Below are 16,418 nucleotides of genomic sequence, written 5' to 3' on the forward strand. Positions count from 1 at the left end.
ATTTTATGGTGCGTCTTCAGGATCGATATATCCTTGCTTAATGCCCCATTCCACTTGATCATCATGCCACTTTTTTCGTTCCTCATAACCATAACCATCGTCATCAGGAAGCTCTAAAGCCGGCTGTTGATTGGTTTCATCTGTTTGGCTCGAGGAGGATGGTGAATCTTGACTATTAGACGAGGGTGCCTCGGTCTGCTGCCGTTGTGGCTGTGATTGCCGCTTTTTCTCAGCGTTCGCTTTCTGCTCTTTTTGGATTGCCGCCTGCCGCTGTCTTTCAAGTTCAGCTTGTCTTTCCGCTTCCGCTAATCGCTGTCTCTCTGCAGCCTGCTGCTCTGCCAATCGCTGTCTCTCCGCTGCTTCCTCCTGCTGTTTCTTTCGTTTCGCCTCCCGCTCTTTTTCACGTTTTTTCTCGGCTGCGATCTGTCTTTGCTTCTCGGCTGCTTCTTTTGCCTTCCGCTTTCCTAACTCAGCAGCGAGTGGACTCTCGAAATCCATGTCCAGTGAAACGGGTTTTAGTTTTTTCAGCTCTTTCTCTAGTTCCTTTTGATTAAATACTACGGCTGTCTTAACCGTTTCAGCTTTTGGTTCAGAAGATGTGCTGCTATTCGAGCAACCGGTTAATATCAATGTGAAAAATAAAGCAAGCTGTATCAGTTTGTTCATGTGTCAGACTCCCTTCTCCTTCTTATATCGGTTATGGATTAACTTTGTTTTACATTTCTACCTGTCAATGGTTTTGTTGTGGATAGCGAATGAAGGAGAAGGATGGGGGAAGACTGTTGCTCTTTACACCATACTCTGCACAGTAGGTTTATTCGTGTGGAGCTGTCAGCGGGTGATGTGAGCACGAATCAGCCATTTTCATTGCCTCGCTCTCCTGATTTTAACCAGTCATGTAGCACCGATCGCCCAGCCGATGTTTTTCAACAGAACACTTGATGCATGGCTGAACGGTTCAGAACGATACCTTCTGGATGAGGATGAAAGATTTTCTTTTTCACTCTTGCACTCATAGAAAACCCATGTTACAATGTAAAAGTTGTTCCGGATAAGTCGTCCTTGACTAAAGATCCGGCATTGTGTAGAATAGTTATTGAATTGAATATAAATCACAAGCAGAAGCACCCGCTTCTCACCTGATTGACACATGCATGTAGTTGGCAGGTTGACCGTACATTTTTATTGATACAGATGTTCGTAGTGTGGGTGTTTTATAATGCCCGCACTTTTTGTTTGCCTGCAAAATGCAGTCAAAATGAGTTGTGAATCAATTCGAAGAAACTATGGAGGTGGCTCATTATTAGCAAAGATCAATTGGTTAATGAGGGTATCCGTGCACGTGAGGTCCGTTTAATCGGACAAAATGGCGACCAGCTTGGAATCAAGTCCCGTCAGGAAGCACTTGAAATCGCCGGCCGCGCAAATCTTGACCTGGTGTTAGTTGCAGCGAATGCAAAACCGCCTGTCTGCCGAATCATGGACTACGGTAAGTTCCGATTTGAGCAGCAGAAAAAGGAAAAAGAAGCACGCAAGAATCAAAAAATCATTAACTTAAAAGAAGTTCGGTTAAGTCCGACAATCGATGAGCATGACTTTAACACGAAATTGCGCAATGCGATTAAATTCCTTGAAAAAGGCGATAAAGTGAAAGCTTCTATCCGCTTTAAAGGACGCGCAATCACTCATAAAGAAATCGGTCAGCGTGTGTTAGACCGTTTTTCTGAAGCATGTGCTGAGGTTGCGACTGTCGAAACAAAACCAAAAATGGACGGCCGCAGCATGTTCTTAATGCTCGCGCCGAAAAACGAAAAGCAATAAGGAGGAAATCCCATGCCAAAAATGAAAACTCACCGCGGATCTGCTAAACGTTTTAAAAAGACAGGTTCTGGGAAGTTAAAGCGTTCTCACGCGTACACAAGTCACTTATTCGCCAACAAATCTCAAAAGCAAAAGCGTAAGCTTCGCAAGAGTGCTGTTGTAAGCGCAGGAGACTTCAAACGTATCAAACAAATGCTTGCTAACATCAAGTAATCGGATAAGGAACAATTAGGAGGGAAATTTAATGCCAAGAGTAAAAGGCGGAACTGTTACACGTAAGCGTCGTAAAAAGGTTCTTAAATTAGCAAAAGGTTATTTCGGTTCAAAACATACATTATACAAAGTAGCTAACCAGCAGGTCATGAAATCTGGAAACTATGCTTTCCGTGACCGTCGTCAGAAAAAACGTGATTTCCGTAAGCTTTGGATCACTCGTATCAATGCAGCTGCTCGTATGAACGGTCTTTCTTACAGCCGTTTAATGCACGGTCTTAAGCTTTCTGGTATTGAAGTAAACCGTAAAATGCTTGCTGATCTTGCTGTAAATGATCTTACTGCATTCAATCAGCTTGCTGATGCTGCTAAAGCTCAATTAAACAAGTAATCATATAGGGCCGCTCTCCAGCAGAGCGGCTTTTTTATATAAAGGGTGAGGCAACATGATTATCGCTGTCTATTTGGTACTGATCAATCTTTGCGGATTTTGGGTGATGGGCGTTGACAAACGAAAAGCGCAGCAGCACAAATGGAGAATTTCCGAAGAGCGGCTGTGGCTGATTGCGTTCGTGTTTGGCGCGCTCGGGATCTGGCTTGGCATGCAAACCTTCAGACATAAAACGAAGCACGCGTCTTTTCAATACGGAGTGCCGCTTCTTCTGGTGGTTGAAGCGATCTTTATCGTCATTTATTACAGCCCGTTTGATTTATAAAAAGCAGAAAAGCGTTTTAACGCTCTTCTGCTTTTTTTGCGAGTTTAATGGGCTGGTCCCAGTCAATCTTACAATTCGGATAACGTTCCAGCACTTTTTCTTCAATGTTCTCAAAATCTTTTGCAGAGAAATGTTTCAGCTTCTCAGGAGATTCTGTCCAGACAAAGATCGTGTGGATAAACAGCGGGTGGTCCTTGGAAGGAATATGCTTTTCTCCTTCAAAAAGCACGCCTTTATACGTCAGCTGAAAATTCTTTCGGGTATTGTTTTGTTCATCGATAATATAAAAATGTTCTTTTGATTGGGCCAGCTTAAGCCTTCTCTTTGGATTCGCGACAAATTTGACCACGGCATAAATACAATAAGCAAAAAGTGCAAGCAAAATAATCCTTAGAACCATGACAAACATTGTGTGAAGGCACCTCCCTTATGGTGATGATCTGATGTAATACGAAGAGCATAGAAAAAGGTTTCACTTTTTCTAAAAGAAAGTTCTAAAAACATATACCCGATTTTCAAGTGAAATAGTCGTATGGTTAGCGCCAGGTTTTGTATAATAAGAATGCAGGACTGATGAAGGAGGGTTTTGGAACATGGCAAAATTAGATGAAACATTGACCATGCTGAAAGATTTAACAGATGCAAAAGGCATACCGGGCAATGAAAGAGAAGTAAGGCAAGTGATGAAATCATACATAGAGCCATTTGCTGATGAGGTGACAACAGATCGTCTTGGCAGTTTAATTGCCAAAAAAACGGGTGCGGAAAATGGCCCTAAAATTATGATCGCCGGGCATTTAGACGAAGTGGGCTTTATGGTGACGCAAATCACTGATAAAGGCTTTATCCGTTTCCAAACTGTTGGCGGCTGGTGGGCTCAGGTCATGCTGGCTCAGCGTGTTACCATCGTCACGAAAAAAGGGGAAATCACAGGGGTTATCGGTTCTAAGCCGCCTCATATTTTATCTCCAGAAGCGAGAAAAAAATCAGTGGAAATAAAAGACATGTTTATTGATATTGGAGCTTCAAGCCGAGAAGAAGCCTTGGAATGGGGTGTACTTCCGGGAGACATGATCGTACCTCATTTTGAATTTACGGTGATGAACAATGAAAAATTCCTATTGGCAAAGGCATGGGACAACCGCATCGGCTGTGCGATTGCCATTGATGTGTTAAAAAATTTACAAAACACAGATCATCCAAACATTGTGTATGGCGTCGGGACTGTTCAGGAGGAAGTCGGCCTCAGAGGAGCGAAAACGGCTGCCCATGCCATTCAGCCTGATATTGCGTTTGGTGTTGATGTAGGCATTGCAGGAGACACGCCTGGCATTTCCGAGAAGGAAGCGCAAAGCAAAATGGGCGAAGGGCCGCAGATTATCGTGTACGATGCGTCTATGGTCTCTCACAAAGGTTTGCGTGATATAGTTGTGGCTACCGCAGAGGAAGCGGGCATTCCGTATCAATTTGATGCCATTGCCGGCGGCGGAACAGATTCGGGAGCCATCCATTTGACGGCAAATGGCGTGCCTGCACTCTCCATTACCATTGCAACCCGCTACATTCATACGCACGCGGCTATGCTGCACCGTGACGATTATGAAAACGCGGTAAAATTAATTACAGAAGTCATCAAGAAGCTAGACCGGAAAACGGTTGATGAGATTACGTACCAATAAAGATACGGAGGAATCTGCCTTTCAAGGCAGATTCTATTTTTTTGTCTGTACAAATTAAGACGGAGTGACTACAATAAAGATGATACCGAAAATGTCCTGAACATGACGACATACGATACGCCGCTCATTTGTAAGGAAAGGAGGGTAAAACAATATATTTGTAAGCGCTTTCTAATTTAAAGGAGGTTAGAAAAGTTGAAAAAGAAAAAAACATGGAAACGCTTCTTTCATTTTTCGAGTGCCGCTCTGGCTGCTGGCTTGATATTCACTTCCGCTGCTCCTGCAGAGGCCGCATTTTGGGGGGCATCCAATGAGCTGCTTCACGATCCGACCATGATCAAAGAGGGGAGCTCGTGGTATGCGCTTGGCACAGGGCTTACGGAAGAACGGGGGCTGCGGGTGTTGAAGTCTTCAGACGCAAAAAATTGGACCGTACAAAAGTCCATTTTTAGCACACCGCTATCGTGGTGGTCCAATTATGTGCCGAATTACGAGCCAAACCAATGGGCGCCGGACATCCAATACTATAACGGAAAGTACTGGCTGTATTATTCTGTTTCTTCTTTTGGAAGCAATACATCTGCCATCGGCCTGGCATCTTCAACAAGCATCAGTTCAGGGAGCTGGAAGGACGAGGGCTTGGTGATTCGTTCGACAAGCTCAAATAATTATAACGCCATTGATCCGGAGCTGACATTCGACAAGGATGGCAACCCGTGGCTTGCGTTCGGCTCGTTTTGGACCGGCATTAAGCTGACCAAGCTTGATAAGAATACGATGAAGCCGACAGGCTCGCTCTATTCGATTGCTGCCAGACCGAATAATGGCGGGGCGCTGGAGGCTCCTACTCTTACGTATCAAAATGGCTATTACTATTTAATGGTCTCATTTGATAAATGCTGTGACGGTGTAAACAGTACGTACAAAATTGCTTATGGAAGATCTAAAAGCATTACAGGCCCTTATCTTGATAAAAGCGGAAAAAGCATGCTGGAAGGCGGGGGTACCATTTTGGATTCCGGGAATGACCAATGGAAAGGACCCGGAGGCCAGGATATTGTAAACGGAAACATTCTTGTTCGTCATGCCTATGACGCCAATGACAACGGCATTCCGAAGCTTCTCATCAATGATTTGAATTGGAGTTCGGGCTGGCCGTCCTATTGAGTGAAAAAGCCGGGCAGCGCCCGGCTTTTTTTAAAAGAAAAGATTGACAGTATAATAGTCAGTTACTATAATGAAATTGTTCGTACAAATTAATAGTTATTGATTTATTTTTTATCATTAGTACGTATCTTTTGTAATGTATGAAAGCGTTTTATTTTATAAGAAAGGGGCAGTTTACATGCTTCAGACAAAGGATTATGAATTCTGGTTTGTAACAGGAAGCCAGCACCTATACGGGGAAGAGACGCTGGAACTGGTGGATCAGCATGCGAAAAGCATTTGTGAGGGGCTCAGCGGGGTTTCTTCCAGATACAAAATCACGCATAAGCCTGTCGTCACTTCACCGGAAACCATCAGACAGCTGTTAAGAGAAGCGGAGTACAGTGAGACATGCGCCGGTATCATTACATGGATGCACACATTTTCTCCCGCAAAAATGTGGATAGAAGGCCTTTCCTCTTATCAAAAACCGCTTATGCATCTGCACACTCAATATAATCGCGATATCCCTTGGGGTACGATTGACATGGATTTTATGAACAGCAACCAATCCGCACATGGCGACCGTGAATACGGTTACATCAACTCGCGAATGGGACTGAACCGGAAAGTCGTCGCCGGCTATTGGGATGATGAAGAAGTGAAGAAAGAGATTTCCCAGTGGATGGATACGGCGGCTGCATTAAATGAAAGCAGACATATTAAGGTTGCCAGATTCGGAGATAACATGCGTCACGTCGCGGTAACGGATGGAGACAAAGTGGGGGCGCATATTCAATTTGGCTGGCAGGTTGACGGATATGGCATCGGAGATCTTGTCGAAGTGATGAACCGCATTACGGATGACGAGGTTGACACGCTCTATGCGGAGTATGACAGGCTTTATGTAATCAGCGAGGAAACAAAACGTGACGAAGCAAAGGTAGCGTCCATCAAGGAACAGGCGAAAATAGAACTTGGCTTAACCGCTTTTCTTGAACAAGGCGGATACACAGCTTTCACGACATCATTTGAAGTGCTGCACGGAATGAAGCAGCTGCCGGGACTTGCCGTTCAGCGCCTGATGGAGAAGGGCTACGGGTTCGCCGGCGAAGGAGATTGGAAGACAGCGGCTCTTGTGCGGATGATGAAAATCATGGCCGAAGGAAAAAGAACGTCCTTCATGGAAGATTATACGTACCATTTTGAACCGGGAAATGAAATGATTTTGGGTTCGCACATGCTTGAAGTGTGTCCGACTGTTGCCTTGGATCAGCCGAGAATCGAGGTTCATCCGCTTTCTATAGGAGGCAAGGAAGACCCAGCACGTTTTGTATTTAACGGCATCAGCGGTTCAGCCATTCAAGCAAGTCTTGTTGATATCGGGGGGCGTTTCCGCCTTGTTTTGAATGAGGTCAACGGCCAGGAAATTGAAAAAGACATGCCGAATCTGCCGGTAGCCCGTGTTCTCTGGAAACCGGAGCCGTCATTGAAAACAGCGGCGGAGGCATGGATTTTAGCAGGCGGCGCACACCATACCTGCTTGTCTTATGAACTGACAGCAGAGCAAATGCTCGATTGGGCGGAAATGGCGGGGATTGAAAGTGTGCTCATTTCCCGTGATACGACGATTCATAAACTAAAACACGAATTAAAATGGAACGAGGCGCTTTACCGGCTTCAAAAGTAGAGAGGGGGATGTCACTTGGCTTACACAATAGGGGTTGATTTCGGAACTTTATCAGGAAGAGCGGTACTCGTTCATGTTCAAACAGGGGAGGAACTGGCGGCTGCTGTGAAAGAATACAGGCACGCTGTCATTGATACCGCCCTTCCAAAAACAGGCCAAAAGCTGCCGAGGGACTGGGCGCTGCAGCATCCGGCGGATTACCTCGAAGTCTTGGAAACAACCATTCCGTCTTTACTCGAACAGACGGGCGTTGAACCGAAAGACATTATCGGGATTGGAATTGATTTTACGGCCTGTACGATCCTGCCTGTTGACAAGTCAGGGCAGCCGTTATGCATGCTGCCGGAATATGAAGAGGAGCCGCATAGTTATGTGAAGCTCTGGAAGCATCATGCGGCCCAAAAACATGCTGATCGGCTCAATCAAATTGCGGAAGAAGAAGGAGAAGCTTTTTTGCAGCGGTACGGAGGAAAAATTTCCTCTGAATGGATGATTCCTAAGGTTATGCAGATTGCCGAAGAAGCGCCTCACATTTATGAAGCGGCTGACCGGATCATCGAGGCTGCGGACTGGATCGTGTACCAGCTGTGCGGCTCGCTCAAGCGAAGCAACTGTACAGCGGGGTATAAAGCGATATGGAGTGAAAAAGCGGGATATCCGTCAGATGATTTCTTTGACAAATTACATCCTTTAATGAAAACGATTACAAAAGACAAATTAGCAGGTTCTATTCATTCAGTGGGCGAAAAAGCAGGCGAACTGACAGAAAAAATGGCACAGCTCACAGGCCTTCTTCCGGGGACGGCTGTTGCAGTTGCCAATGTTGACGCCCATGTTTCCGTGCCGGCGGTCGGCATCACAGAGCCAGGAAAAATGCTGATGATTATGGGAACCTCAACGTGCCATGTTCTTCTAGGCGAAGAGGTGCATATCGTGCCTGGTATGTGCGGTGTCGTGGATAACGGGATTCTTCCCGGCTATGCGGGATATGAAGCCGGACAGTCCTGTGTCGGCGATCATTTTGACTGGTTTGTGAAAACTTGTGTTCCGCGAGCGTATCAAGAGGAAGCAGAGGAAAAAAACATGGGCATCCATGAACTGCTGAGCGAGAAGGCAAACCTTCAAGCGCCGGGTGAAAGCGGTCTGCTTGCTTTGGACTGGTGGAATGGAAACCGTTCAACTCTTGTTGATGCTGATTTAACAGGGATGCTGCTTGGCATGACGCTGCTGACGAAGCCTGAAGAGATTTATAGAGCGCTAGTTGAAGCGACAGCTTACGGAACCCGGATGATTATCGAAACGTTCAAAGAAAGCGGGGTTCCGATCGAGGAGCTGTACGCAGCCGGCGGAATTGCTGAGAAAAACCCGTTTGTCATGCAGATTTATGCGGATGTGACAAACATGGATATTAAAATCTCTGGTTCCCCGCAAGCCCCTGCCTTGGGATCTGCCATTTTCGGCGCGCTTGCCGCAGGTAAAGAAAACGGCGGATACGACGACATCAAAGAGGCAGCGGCGCACATGGGAAAACTGAAAGATATTTCTTATTCGCCAAACGCCGAAAACGCTGTGGTGTATGAAAAATTATACGCTGAATATAAAGAGCTGGTTCACTATTTCGGAGAAGAAAACCATGTCATGAAACGTCTGAAAACAATTAAAAATCTTCAATTTTCATCTGCCGCCAAAAAGAATTGATAAAGGGTGATGGAGCATGCTTGAAACATTAAAAAAAGAAGTGCTGGCTGCCAACCTGAAGCTTCAAGAGCATCAGCTGGTAACCTTTACGTGGGGAAATGTCAGCGGCATTGACCGTGAAAAAGAAAGAATTGTCATCAAACCTAGCGGAGTCGAATACAGCGACCTGACAGCAGATGACTTGGTTGTTTTAAACCTTGAAGGAGAGGTCGTCGAAGGCTCGCTTAAGCCTTCTTCAGATACGCCCACCCATGTTTATTTATATAAAGCCTTTCCGAATATCGGGGGAATTGTCCATACCCATTCTCAATGGGCGACAAGCTGGGCGCAATCGGGCAGAGACATTCCGCCATTAGGCACGACACATGCTGATTATTTTGACAGCGCGATTCCGTGTACAAGAGAAATGTATGATGAAGAAATCATTCATGACTACGAACGGAATACAGGAAAAGTCATAGCAGAAACCTTTCAGCATCATAACTACGAACAGGTGCCGGGTGTACTCGTGAATAATCACGGCCCGTTCTGCTGGGGCACGGACGCCTTAAACGCCATTCATAACGCAGTCGTATTAGAAACGGTTGCGGAAATGGCTTATCACTCCATTATGCTGAACAAGGATGTAAATCCAATCAATACAGTCCTTCATGAAAAGCATTTTTATCGAAAACACGGAGCAAATGCGTATTATGGACAGTCATAATTCCGCTGTGGCACCGGCAGGCATTCTGATTGACTTGGACGGTACTGTATTTAGAGGAAATGAGTTGATAGAAGGGGCAAGAGAAGCGATCAATACACTCCGAGAAATGGGGAAGAAAATTGTTTTTTTGAGCAATCGGGGGAATATTTCCCGTGCCATGTGCAGAAAAAAGCTTCTCGGCGCGGGAATAGAGGCGGATGTAAGCGATATTGTTTTGTCGTCAAGTGTCACAGCAGCTTTTCTGAAAAACCATTATCGTTTTGCAACGGTGTGGGTGCTTGGAGAACAAGGTTTGGTTGACGAGCTGAGGCTGGCTGGCGTGCAGCAAGCGAACGAACCGAAGGAAGCGGATTGGCTTGTGATCTCCCTTCATGAAACGCTCACGTACGAAGATTTAAATCAAGCCTTTCAAGCGGCCGCGGGCGGAGCTCGTATCATTGCTACAAACAAAGACCGCTCCTTTCCGAACGAAGACGGCAACGCCATCGATGTGGCCGGAATGATTGGAGCGATAGAGGCTTCAGCTCAAGCGAAAACGGAGCTTGTTGTCGGAAAGCCGTCATGGCTGATGGCGGAGGCCGCCTGTACAGCAATGGGGCTGGCCGCACATGAATGCATGATTATCGGAGACAGCATTGAATCAGACATTGCGATGGGGAAGCTTTATGGCATGAAAAGCGCCTTAGTGCTGACCGGTTCTGCGAAACCGGGTGAACAGCGTTTGTACACACCGGATTATGTGCTGGAGTCTATTAAGGATGTAACCAAATTAGCTGAGGAGGGGATTCTGTTATGAATCGTATCGCAGCTGACGTTCAGCGTGCTTTTGAACAAGCCGGAGAAAAGACGTTTCCTATCGAAATGGAAGAAATTGCTCTTGAAAAACAAGCAGCCGATTCGCTTTTAGAGTATGTAAAAAGAAAAAATTACAAACAGATCGTGCTAGTGTGTGACTCGAATACACATCGCATTGCAGGAATTGATTTGGAAGACCGCTTGAATCAAGAAGGATTCCAGGCCAAATGCCTGATTATTCCGGAAAATGAAGCCGGAGATGTAGTGGCTGATGAACGATCGCTCATTCATGCACTGATCCATACGAAAAAAACAACAGATGTCATGATCGCAGTCGGCTCGGGCACGATTCACGATATCGTGCGCTTTGCGGCGTTTCAGAGGAATTTGCCGTTTATTTCCTATCCGACTGCTCCATCAGTAGACGGATTTACATCAGCCGGGGCGCCAATTATTTTATACGGAACGAAAACAACCATTCAAACAAAGGCTCCGTCTGCGCTGTTCGCTGATCTGGATCTATTAAAAGCGGCACCCCAGTCAATGGTGGCGGCGGGGTTTGGTGACATGCTCGGTAAAATCACGTCTTTAGCTGATTGGGAAATCTCCAGACATCTTGCAGGCGAGCCTTATTCTCCCACAGGGGCTAAGATCGTTCAGGAGGCGCTTGATGCCTGTATCGCACACACAGAAGACATTGCGATGAAAACCGAAACAGGCATACGGGTTTTAATGGAGTCTTTAATTGTATCGGGGCTTGTCATGCTGGCCTTAGATCATTCCCGCCCGGCATCAGGCGGAGAACATCATATTTCTCACTGGATTGAGATGGAATTAATGGAGAAAAACCGTCCTCAGATTCTTCATGGGGCAAAGGTGGGCTGTGCTGCTGTTTTATTAACTGACACTTATAGAAAACTCGCTCAGGATGACGGGCTAAACGAATTTTCTCCGGGCCGTCGGGAAGCCATTCAATCGGCTTATGAAACGCTCCCGAAAGGAGAAGTGCTGGCCGATTGGCTGAGATCAGCCGGAGGCCCTGCGTCTTTTGGCGAAATCGGTGTCGGGCAGGATTCCGTCAAGAATGCCTTTAGACACGCCCACACCTTAAGAGACCGCTGCACCGGATTAAGAATTATCAATGAAAACAAAACGCTGATCAATCATGGTCTATATGAATAGCCCGCACCTCGAATGGAAGGGGTAACGCAGATGAAAAAAATGACTGCCTGTTTTCTTGTGCTCATGATGCTGCTGACATTAATCATTGCTGGGTGTTCAGCAGAACGATCATCCGGAAAATCGGGTGAAACTGAGCTGACCTTTTGGACATTTAACGGACTTCATGAGCAGTTTTATGTGGAGATGGTGAAGGAATGGAACAAAAAATATCCTGACCGCAAAATTAAGCTGAATACGGTTGTTTATCCGTATGGGCAAATGCACGATAACTTGTCGATCTCCTTAATTGCGGGAGAAGGCGTTCCTGATATTGCCGATATCGAATTGGCCCGTTTTTCAAACTTTTTGAAGGGCTCTGATATTCCGCTTGCCGACCTGACTCCGCTGATTGAAAAGGACCGCGATAAATTCGTTGAGGCGCGGCTTACCCTGTACAGCAAAAACGGCAAGCTTTATGGGCTGGATACGCATGTAGGGACGACAGTCATGTTTTATAACATGGATGTGATGAAAAAAGCTGGCGTCAATCCTGATGATATTAAAACATGGGATGATTACCATAAAGCCGGACAGAAAGTGCGCAAAGTAACCGGTAAGCCGATGGGAACGGTAGAAACGAACGATTCCGGAACGTTCTTATCCATGATTTCACAGCAAAACTCAGGCTATTTTGATAAAAACGGCAAGCTGATCCTCAATAATGACACCAACGTCAAAACACTTCAATATTTAAAAGACATGATCAATGATAAAACGATGATACCTGCGCCGGGCGGCGGGCATCACAGTGAAGAATATTACGGCTTTATGAACCAAGGCGGGGCCGCTTCCGTTCTGATGCCGATTTGGTATATGGGAAGATTCATAGATTATATGCCTGATCTGAAAGGGAAGATTGCCATCAGGCCGCTTCCGGCATGGAAAGAGGGGGGCGACCGTTCAGCAGGTTTGGGCGGTACGGCAACTATTGTGCCGAAGCAAGCCAAGCATGTTGAATTAGCAAAAGAGTTTTTGGCTTTTGCGAAGGGCTCTAAAGAAGGAAACAAAAAGCTCTGGAGTGTACTCGGATTTGACCCGCTTCGCTGGGATGTCTGGAGCTCCAATGAATTGAAAGAGAAAAACAAATACACGGATTATTTCCAAAACGGAACAGGCATTTTTTCTGTGCTGCTCGATATCAAGGATGAAATCAATCCGATTTATTTACATGAGGATTTTGCCAAGGCTTCAGACCTTGTCAACAGAAGCGTATTGTTCGACGCACTTAAATCTCAGCAAAAAACGCCTAAACAAGCCTTGGACAGAGCGGCAGGTGAACTGAAACAGAAATAGAATCCCATTCAAAAAGTGAAAGCGGGGAGGTTCTCATGAAACCTGTGAAAACGGGAACGGTTCATCCCGTTCCTTCAGCATCGAAACAATCAGGCTGGCGAGATCTGTTTTATTCGAAAAAAGCGGCGCCCTATCTGTTTACAGCGCCTTTCATTTTATCCTTTCTCGTATTTTTTCTATACCCCATCATTAGTGTCTTCATCATGAGCTTTCAAAGAATATTGCCGGGAGAGGTGACGTTTGTCGGATTGTCCAATTACACTGCGCTAAACAATCCGACGTTCTATACCGCCCTTTGGAATACGCTGGAATACACCTTTTGGACGCTGATCGTGCTGATTCCTGTCCCATTGCTTCTGGCCATATTCCTGAATTCAAAGCTGGTCAAATTCAGAAATATATTCAAATCAGCGTTATTCATCCCGGCATTGACCTCCACCATTGTGGCGGGAATCATTTTTCGGCTGATCTTCGGAGAAATGGAAACGTCTCTGGCCAATTCCATCTTACTCAAACTTGGCTTTTCACCTCAGAACTGGATGAACAATGAACATACCGGCATGTTTCTGATGGTGCTGCTTGCTTCGTGGAGATGGATGGGAATTAACATCCTATACTTTTTGGCCGGTTTGCAAAATGTGCCGAAAGAGCTGTACGAAGCCGCTGATATTGACGGAGCGAATACGATGAAAAAATTTATGCACATCACGCTTCCATTCCTCAAGCCTGTTACTGTATATGTGCTGACCATCAGCATCATCGGCGGATTCAGGATGTTTGAGGAAAGCTACGTCCTTTGGCAGAATAATTCCCCGGGTAATATCGGTCTGACGCTTGTCGGATATTTGTATCAGCAGGGGCTTGCTTACAATGAAATGGGCTACGGAGCGGCCATCGGCATTGTGCTTTTGATTGTGATCCTTGTTGTCAGCCTGATTTCATTAAAGCTGTCAGGCTCGTTTAAGGGGGAGGGATAAATGTTGCGGCACAGTCCTCAGTTTAGCGTTTACAGAATCGCGCTGACCCTATTTTTTATGATGCTGAGCCTATTGTATATTTTTCCGATTTTCTGTTTGCTTTTAGGATCATTAAAGCCGTCATCTGAACTTTTGCGTGTCGGGCTGAATCTTGACATTGATCCTAAGGTGATGAGTCTTGATAATTATACATTTCTGTTTAACGGCGGCAGCATTTATTTCAAATGGTTTTTTAACAGTCTTGTGCTTGGGCTTTTCACGACCGTGCTCACTTTGTTTTTTTCTTCGATGATCGGGTACGGGCTTGCAGTTTATGATTTTAAGGGAAGAAATATCATCTTTGTTCTTGTGCTGATTATTATGATGGTTCCGCTTGAAGTGATGATGCTTCCTCTGTTTAAGCTTACAGTCGGACTGCACTTGATCGATTCATATACAGGTGTCATTTTGCCGTTCATCGTTTCACCTGTTGCTGTTTTCTTTTTCAGGCAATATGCGCTTGGTCTGCCCAGAGATCTGCTCGACTCTGCAAGGATGGACGGCTGTACGGAATTCGGCATCTTTTTCAGGATTATGGCGCCGCTGATGAAACCGGCTTTTGGAGCGATGATCATCCTTCAGTCCTTAAACAGCTGGAACAACTTCTTATGGCCGCTGATTGTGCTTCGCTCGAAAGAAATGTTTACGCTTCCAATTGGGCTGTCCAGCTTGCTGAGCCCATATGGAAACAACTATGACATGCTCATATCCGGCTCAGTATTTGCCATTTTGCCGGTCATTATCATTTTCTTGTTTTTCCAAAAGTACTTTATCTCCGGCCTGACGGTAGGGGGAGTCAAAGGTTAATGAAGGAGGAAACGTGTGATGAAAAAAGCGCGAATGATTGTAGACAAAGAATATAAAATCGGTGAAGTAGACAAACGGATTTACGGCTCATTTATTGAACATATGGGGCGTGCGGTATACGAAGGCATATATGAGCCTGATCATCCTGAAGCGGATGAAGACGGATTTAGAAAAGATGTCCAGTCGCTGATCAAAGAATTGCAGGTTCCGATCATCCGCTATCCGGGAGGAAACTTTTTATCCGGATACAACTGGGAGGACGGTGTTGGGCCAGTCGAAAACCGCCCAAGACGTCTTGATTTGGCATGGCAAACGACAGAAACCAATGAAGTGGGAACAAATGAATTTTTAACCTGGGCAAAAAAGGTGAATACTGAGGTTAATATGGCGGTCAACCTTGGGACAAGAGGCATAGATGCCGCCCGCAACCTCGTTGAATACTGCAACCACCCGAAAGGCTCTTACTGGAGTGATTTAAGGAGATCGCATGGCTATGAGCAGCCGTACGGAATCAAGACATGGTGCTTAGGAAATGAAATGGACGGTCCGTGGCAAATCGGCCACAAAACAGCTGACGAATACGGACGGCTTGCTGCGGAGACGGCAAAGGTCATGAAATGGGTTGACCCATCAATTGAACTCGTAGCCTGCGGCAGCTCAAACAGCGGCATGCCGACCTTTATCGATTGGGAAGCGAAGGTGCTGGAGCATACGTACGAGCATGTCGACTATATTTCTCTCCATACGTATTACGGAAACCGGGATAACAATCTGCCAAACTACTTGGCCCGTTCCATGGATCTGGATCATTTTATTAAATCTGTCGCTGCAACCTGTGACTATGTTAAAGCGAAAACACGCAGCAAGAAAACAATCAATCTCTCTCTGGATGAATGGAACGTTTGGTATCACTCAAATGAGGCTGATAAAAAAGTAGAACCGTGGATTACTGCGCGCCCGATTTTAGAGGATATTTATAATTTTGAAGATGCCTTATTAGTCGGCTCTCTGCTCATTACGATGCTGCAGCACGCAGACCGTGTGAAAATTGCGTGTCTTGCTCAGCTTGTCAATGTCATCGCGCCGATCATGACGGAAAAAGGCGGAGAAGCATGGAGACAGCCGATTTTCTATCCATACATGCATGCTTCTGTTTACGGAAGGGGCGAGTCACTGAAACCGCTTATTTCTTCTCCTAAGTACGATTGTTCTGATTTCACTGATGTGCCATATGTTGATGCTGCTGTTGTGTACTCTGAAGAGGAAGAAACACTCACTATTTTTGCGGTAAACAAGGCTGAGGATCAGATGGAGACGGAGATTTCGCTCAGAGGCTTTGAATCCTACCAAATCGCAGAGCACATCGTACTTGAGCATCAGGATATCAAGGCGACAAACCAGCATAACAGAAAAAATGTCGTCCCGCATACCAACGGCACATCGTCAATCAGCGAAAACGGCTTAACTGCCCATCTCACGCCGCTTTCCTGGAATGTGATCCGCCTGAAAAAACAGTCATAAGAGAAAGAGAGACCGGAGATCACTCTCCGGTTTTTCTTTTTGAGTAGATATGATTCAGTACCTTGCAATGTTCAGTAGTGGATGATACTATATGGT

The 16,418-nt window shown here is 45.7% G+C and carries 17 protein-coding genes and 1 other annotated feature; of the genes, 15 read left to right on the forward strand and 2 right to left on the reverse strand.

Going from position 1 to position 16,418, the window contains the following annotated elements; all coding sequences use genetic code 11:
• Nucleotides 1-3 precede the first annotated feature (3 nt).
• On the reverse strand, nucleotides 4-666 hold the full coding sequence (locus MOC09_RS10355; protein ID WP_268359033.1) for a hypothetical protein: 663 nt from the start codon (nucleotides 664-666) through the stop codon (nucleotides 4-6).
• Nucleotides 667-1,110: 444 nt separating this feature from the next.
• Nucleotides 1,111-1,241: a sequence feature (ribosomal protein L20 leader region), on the forward strand.
• A gap of 58 nt (nucleotides 1,242-1,299) precedes the next feature.
• Here MOC09_RS10355 and infC point away from each other — a divergent pair.
• Genes infC through MOC09_RS10375 form a run of 4 tightly spaced genes read left to right on the forward strand, consistent with a single transcriptional unit; the run spans nucleotide 1,300 to nucleotide 2,750 of the window.
• Nucleotides 1,300-1,821 carry a translation initiation factor IF-3 gene (gene infC, locus MOC09_RS10360; RefSeq protein ID WP_010886591.1) on the forward strand — a complete coding sequence of 174 codons (522 nt, stop codon included), beginning with the start codon at nucleotides 1,300-1,302 and terminating at the stop codon, nucleotides 1,819-1,821.
• Nucleotides 1,822-1,833: 12 nt separating this feature from the next.
• Complete coding sequence (gene rpmI, locus MOC09_RS10365; RefSeq protein ID WP_003222418.1) at nucleotides 1,834-2,034, forward strand: 50S ribosomal protein L35; 201 nt, start codon at nucleotides 1,834-1,836, stop codon at nucleotides 2,032-2,034.
• Between the two features lie 31 nt (nucleotides 2,035-2,065).
• Nucleotides 2,066-2,425 (forward strand): 50S ribosomal protein L20, encoded by a 360-nt coding sequence (gene rplT / locus MOC09_RS10370; protein ID WP_003222420.1) that lies wholly within the window; start codon nucleotides 2,066-2,068, stop codon nucleotides 2,423-2,425.
• A 55-nt stretch (nucleotides 2,426-2,480) separates the two neighbouring features.
• Nucleotides 2,481-2,750, forward strand: a complete 270-nt coding sequence (locus tag MOC09_RS10375) for a DUF1294 domain-containing protein (protein ID WP_268370445.1) — start codon at nucleotides 2,481-2,483, stop codon at nucleotides 2,748-2,750.
• Between the two features lie 16 nt (nucleotides 2,751-2,766).
• Here MOC09_RS10375 and ysdB read toward each other — a convergent pair whose 3' ends face one another.
• A complete protein-coding gene (ysdB, locus tag MOC09_RS10380; protein ID WP_268359037.1) occupies nucleotides 2,767-3,159 on the reverse strand; it encodes a sigma W pathway protein YsdB in 393 nt (130 codons plus the stop codon).
• A gap of 184 nt (nucleotides 3,160-3,343) precedes the next feature.
• On the opposite strand from ysdB, the gene MOC09_RS10385 reads away from it, so the two are divergent.
• From MOC09_RS10385 to abfA, 11 genes are all read left to right on the forward strand, one after another.
• Entirely contained in the window at nucleotides 3,344-4,429 is a 1,086-nt protein-coding gene (locus MOC09_RS10385; RefSeq protein ID WP_268359039.1) for a M42 family metallopeptidase, read from the forward strand.
• Between the two features lie 195 nt (nucleotides 4,430-4,624).
• Nucleotides 4,625-5,596 (forward strand): arabinan endo-1,5-alpha-L-arabinosidase AbnA, encoded by a 972-nt coding sequence (gene abnA / locus MOC09_RS10390; RefSeq protein WP_268370447.1) that lies wholly within the window; start codon nucleotides 4,625-4,627, stop codon nucleotides 5,594-5,596.
• Between the two features lie 178 nt (nucleotides 5,597-5,774).
• Entirely contained in the window at nucleotides 5,775-7,265 is a 1,491-nt protein-coding gene (gene araA, locus MOC09_RS10395; protein ID WP_268359042.1) for an L-arabinose isomerase, read from the forward strand.
• A gap of 15 nt (nucleotides 7,266-7,280) precedes the next feature.
• Nucleotides 7,281-8,963: a ribulokinase gene (gene araB, locus MOC09_RS10400; RefSeq protein ID WP_268370450.1), complete on the forward strand. Its 1,683-nt coding sequence runs from the start codon at nucleotides 7,281-7,283 to the stop codon at nucleotides 8,961-8,963.
• 16 nt (nucleotides 8,964-8,979) lie between these two features.
• The gene (gene araD, locus MOC09_RS10405) at nucleotides 8,980-9,669 is read left to right on the forward strand and encodes an L-ribulose-5-phosphate 4-epimerase (RefSeq protein ID WP_268370452.1); all 690 of its coding nucleotides are present in this window, start codon (nucleotides 8,980-8,982) and stop codon (nucleotides 9,667-9,669) included.
• Nucleotides 9,647-10,465 carry an HAD-IIA family hydrolase gene (locus MOC09_RS10410; RefSeq protein WP_268359120.1) on the forward strand — a complete coding sequence of 273 codons (819 nt, stop codon included), beginning with the start codon at nucleotides 9,647-9,649 and terminating at the stop codon, nucleotides 10,463-10,465. Before araD ends, MOC09_RS10410 begins: the two co-directional genes overlap by 23 nt.
• Nucleotides 10,462-11,646: a sn-glycerol-1-phosphate dehydrogenase gene (gene egsA, locus MOC09_RS10415; protein WP_268359050.1), complete on the forward strand. Its 1,185-nt coding sequence runs from the start codon at nucleotides 10,462-10,464 to the stop codon at nucleotides 11,644-11,646. Before MOC09_RS10410 ends, egsA begins: the two co-directional genes overlap by 4 nt.
• Before the next feature lie 30 nt (nucleotides 11,647-11,676).
• Nucleotides 11,677-12,978: an ABC transporter substrate-binding protein gene (locus MOC09_RS10420; protein ID WP_268370454.1), complete on the forward strand. Its 1,302-nt coding sequence runs from the start codon at nucleotides 11,677-11,679 to the stop codon at nucleotides 12,976-12,978.
• Between the two features lie 35 nt (nucleotides 12,979-13,013).
• Nucleotides 13,014-13,955, forward strand: coding sequence for a carbohydrate ABC transporter permease (locus MOC09_RS10425; protein WP_268359054.1), 942 nt, complete (start codon nucleotides 13,014-13,016; stop codon nucleotides 13,953-13,955).
• Nucleotides 13,956-14,801, forward strand: coding sequence for an arabinose ABC transporter permease AraQ (gene araQ, locus MOC09_RS10430; protein WP_268359056.1), 846 nt, complete (start codon nucleotides 13,956-13,958; stop codon nucleotides 14,799-14,801). It abuts the gene before it with no gap.
• A gap of 18 nt (nucleotides 14,802-14,819) precedes the next feature.
• On the forward strand, nucleotides 14,820-16,322 hold the full coding sequence (gene abfA, locus MOC09_RS10435) for an alpha-L-arabinofuranosidase AbfA (protein WP_268370456.1): 1,503 nt from the start codon (nucleotides 14,820-14,822) through the stop codon (nucleotides 16,320-16,322).
• Nucleotides 16,323-16,418: the final 96 nt, after the last annotated feature.

This window comes from Bacillus sp. N12A5 (genome assembly GCF_026790125.1).
Taxonomy (GTDB): domain Bacteria; phylum Bacillota; class Bacilli; order Bacillales; family Bacillaceae; genus Bacillus.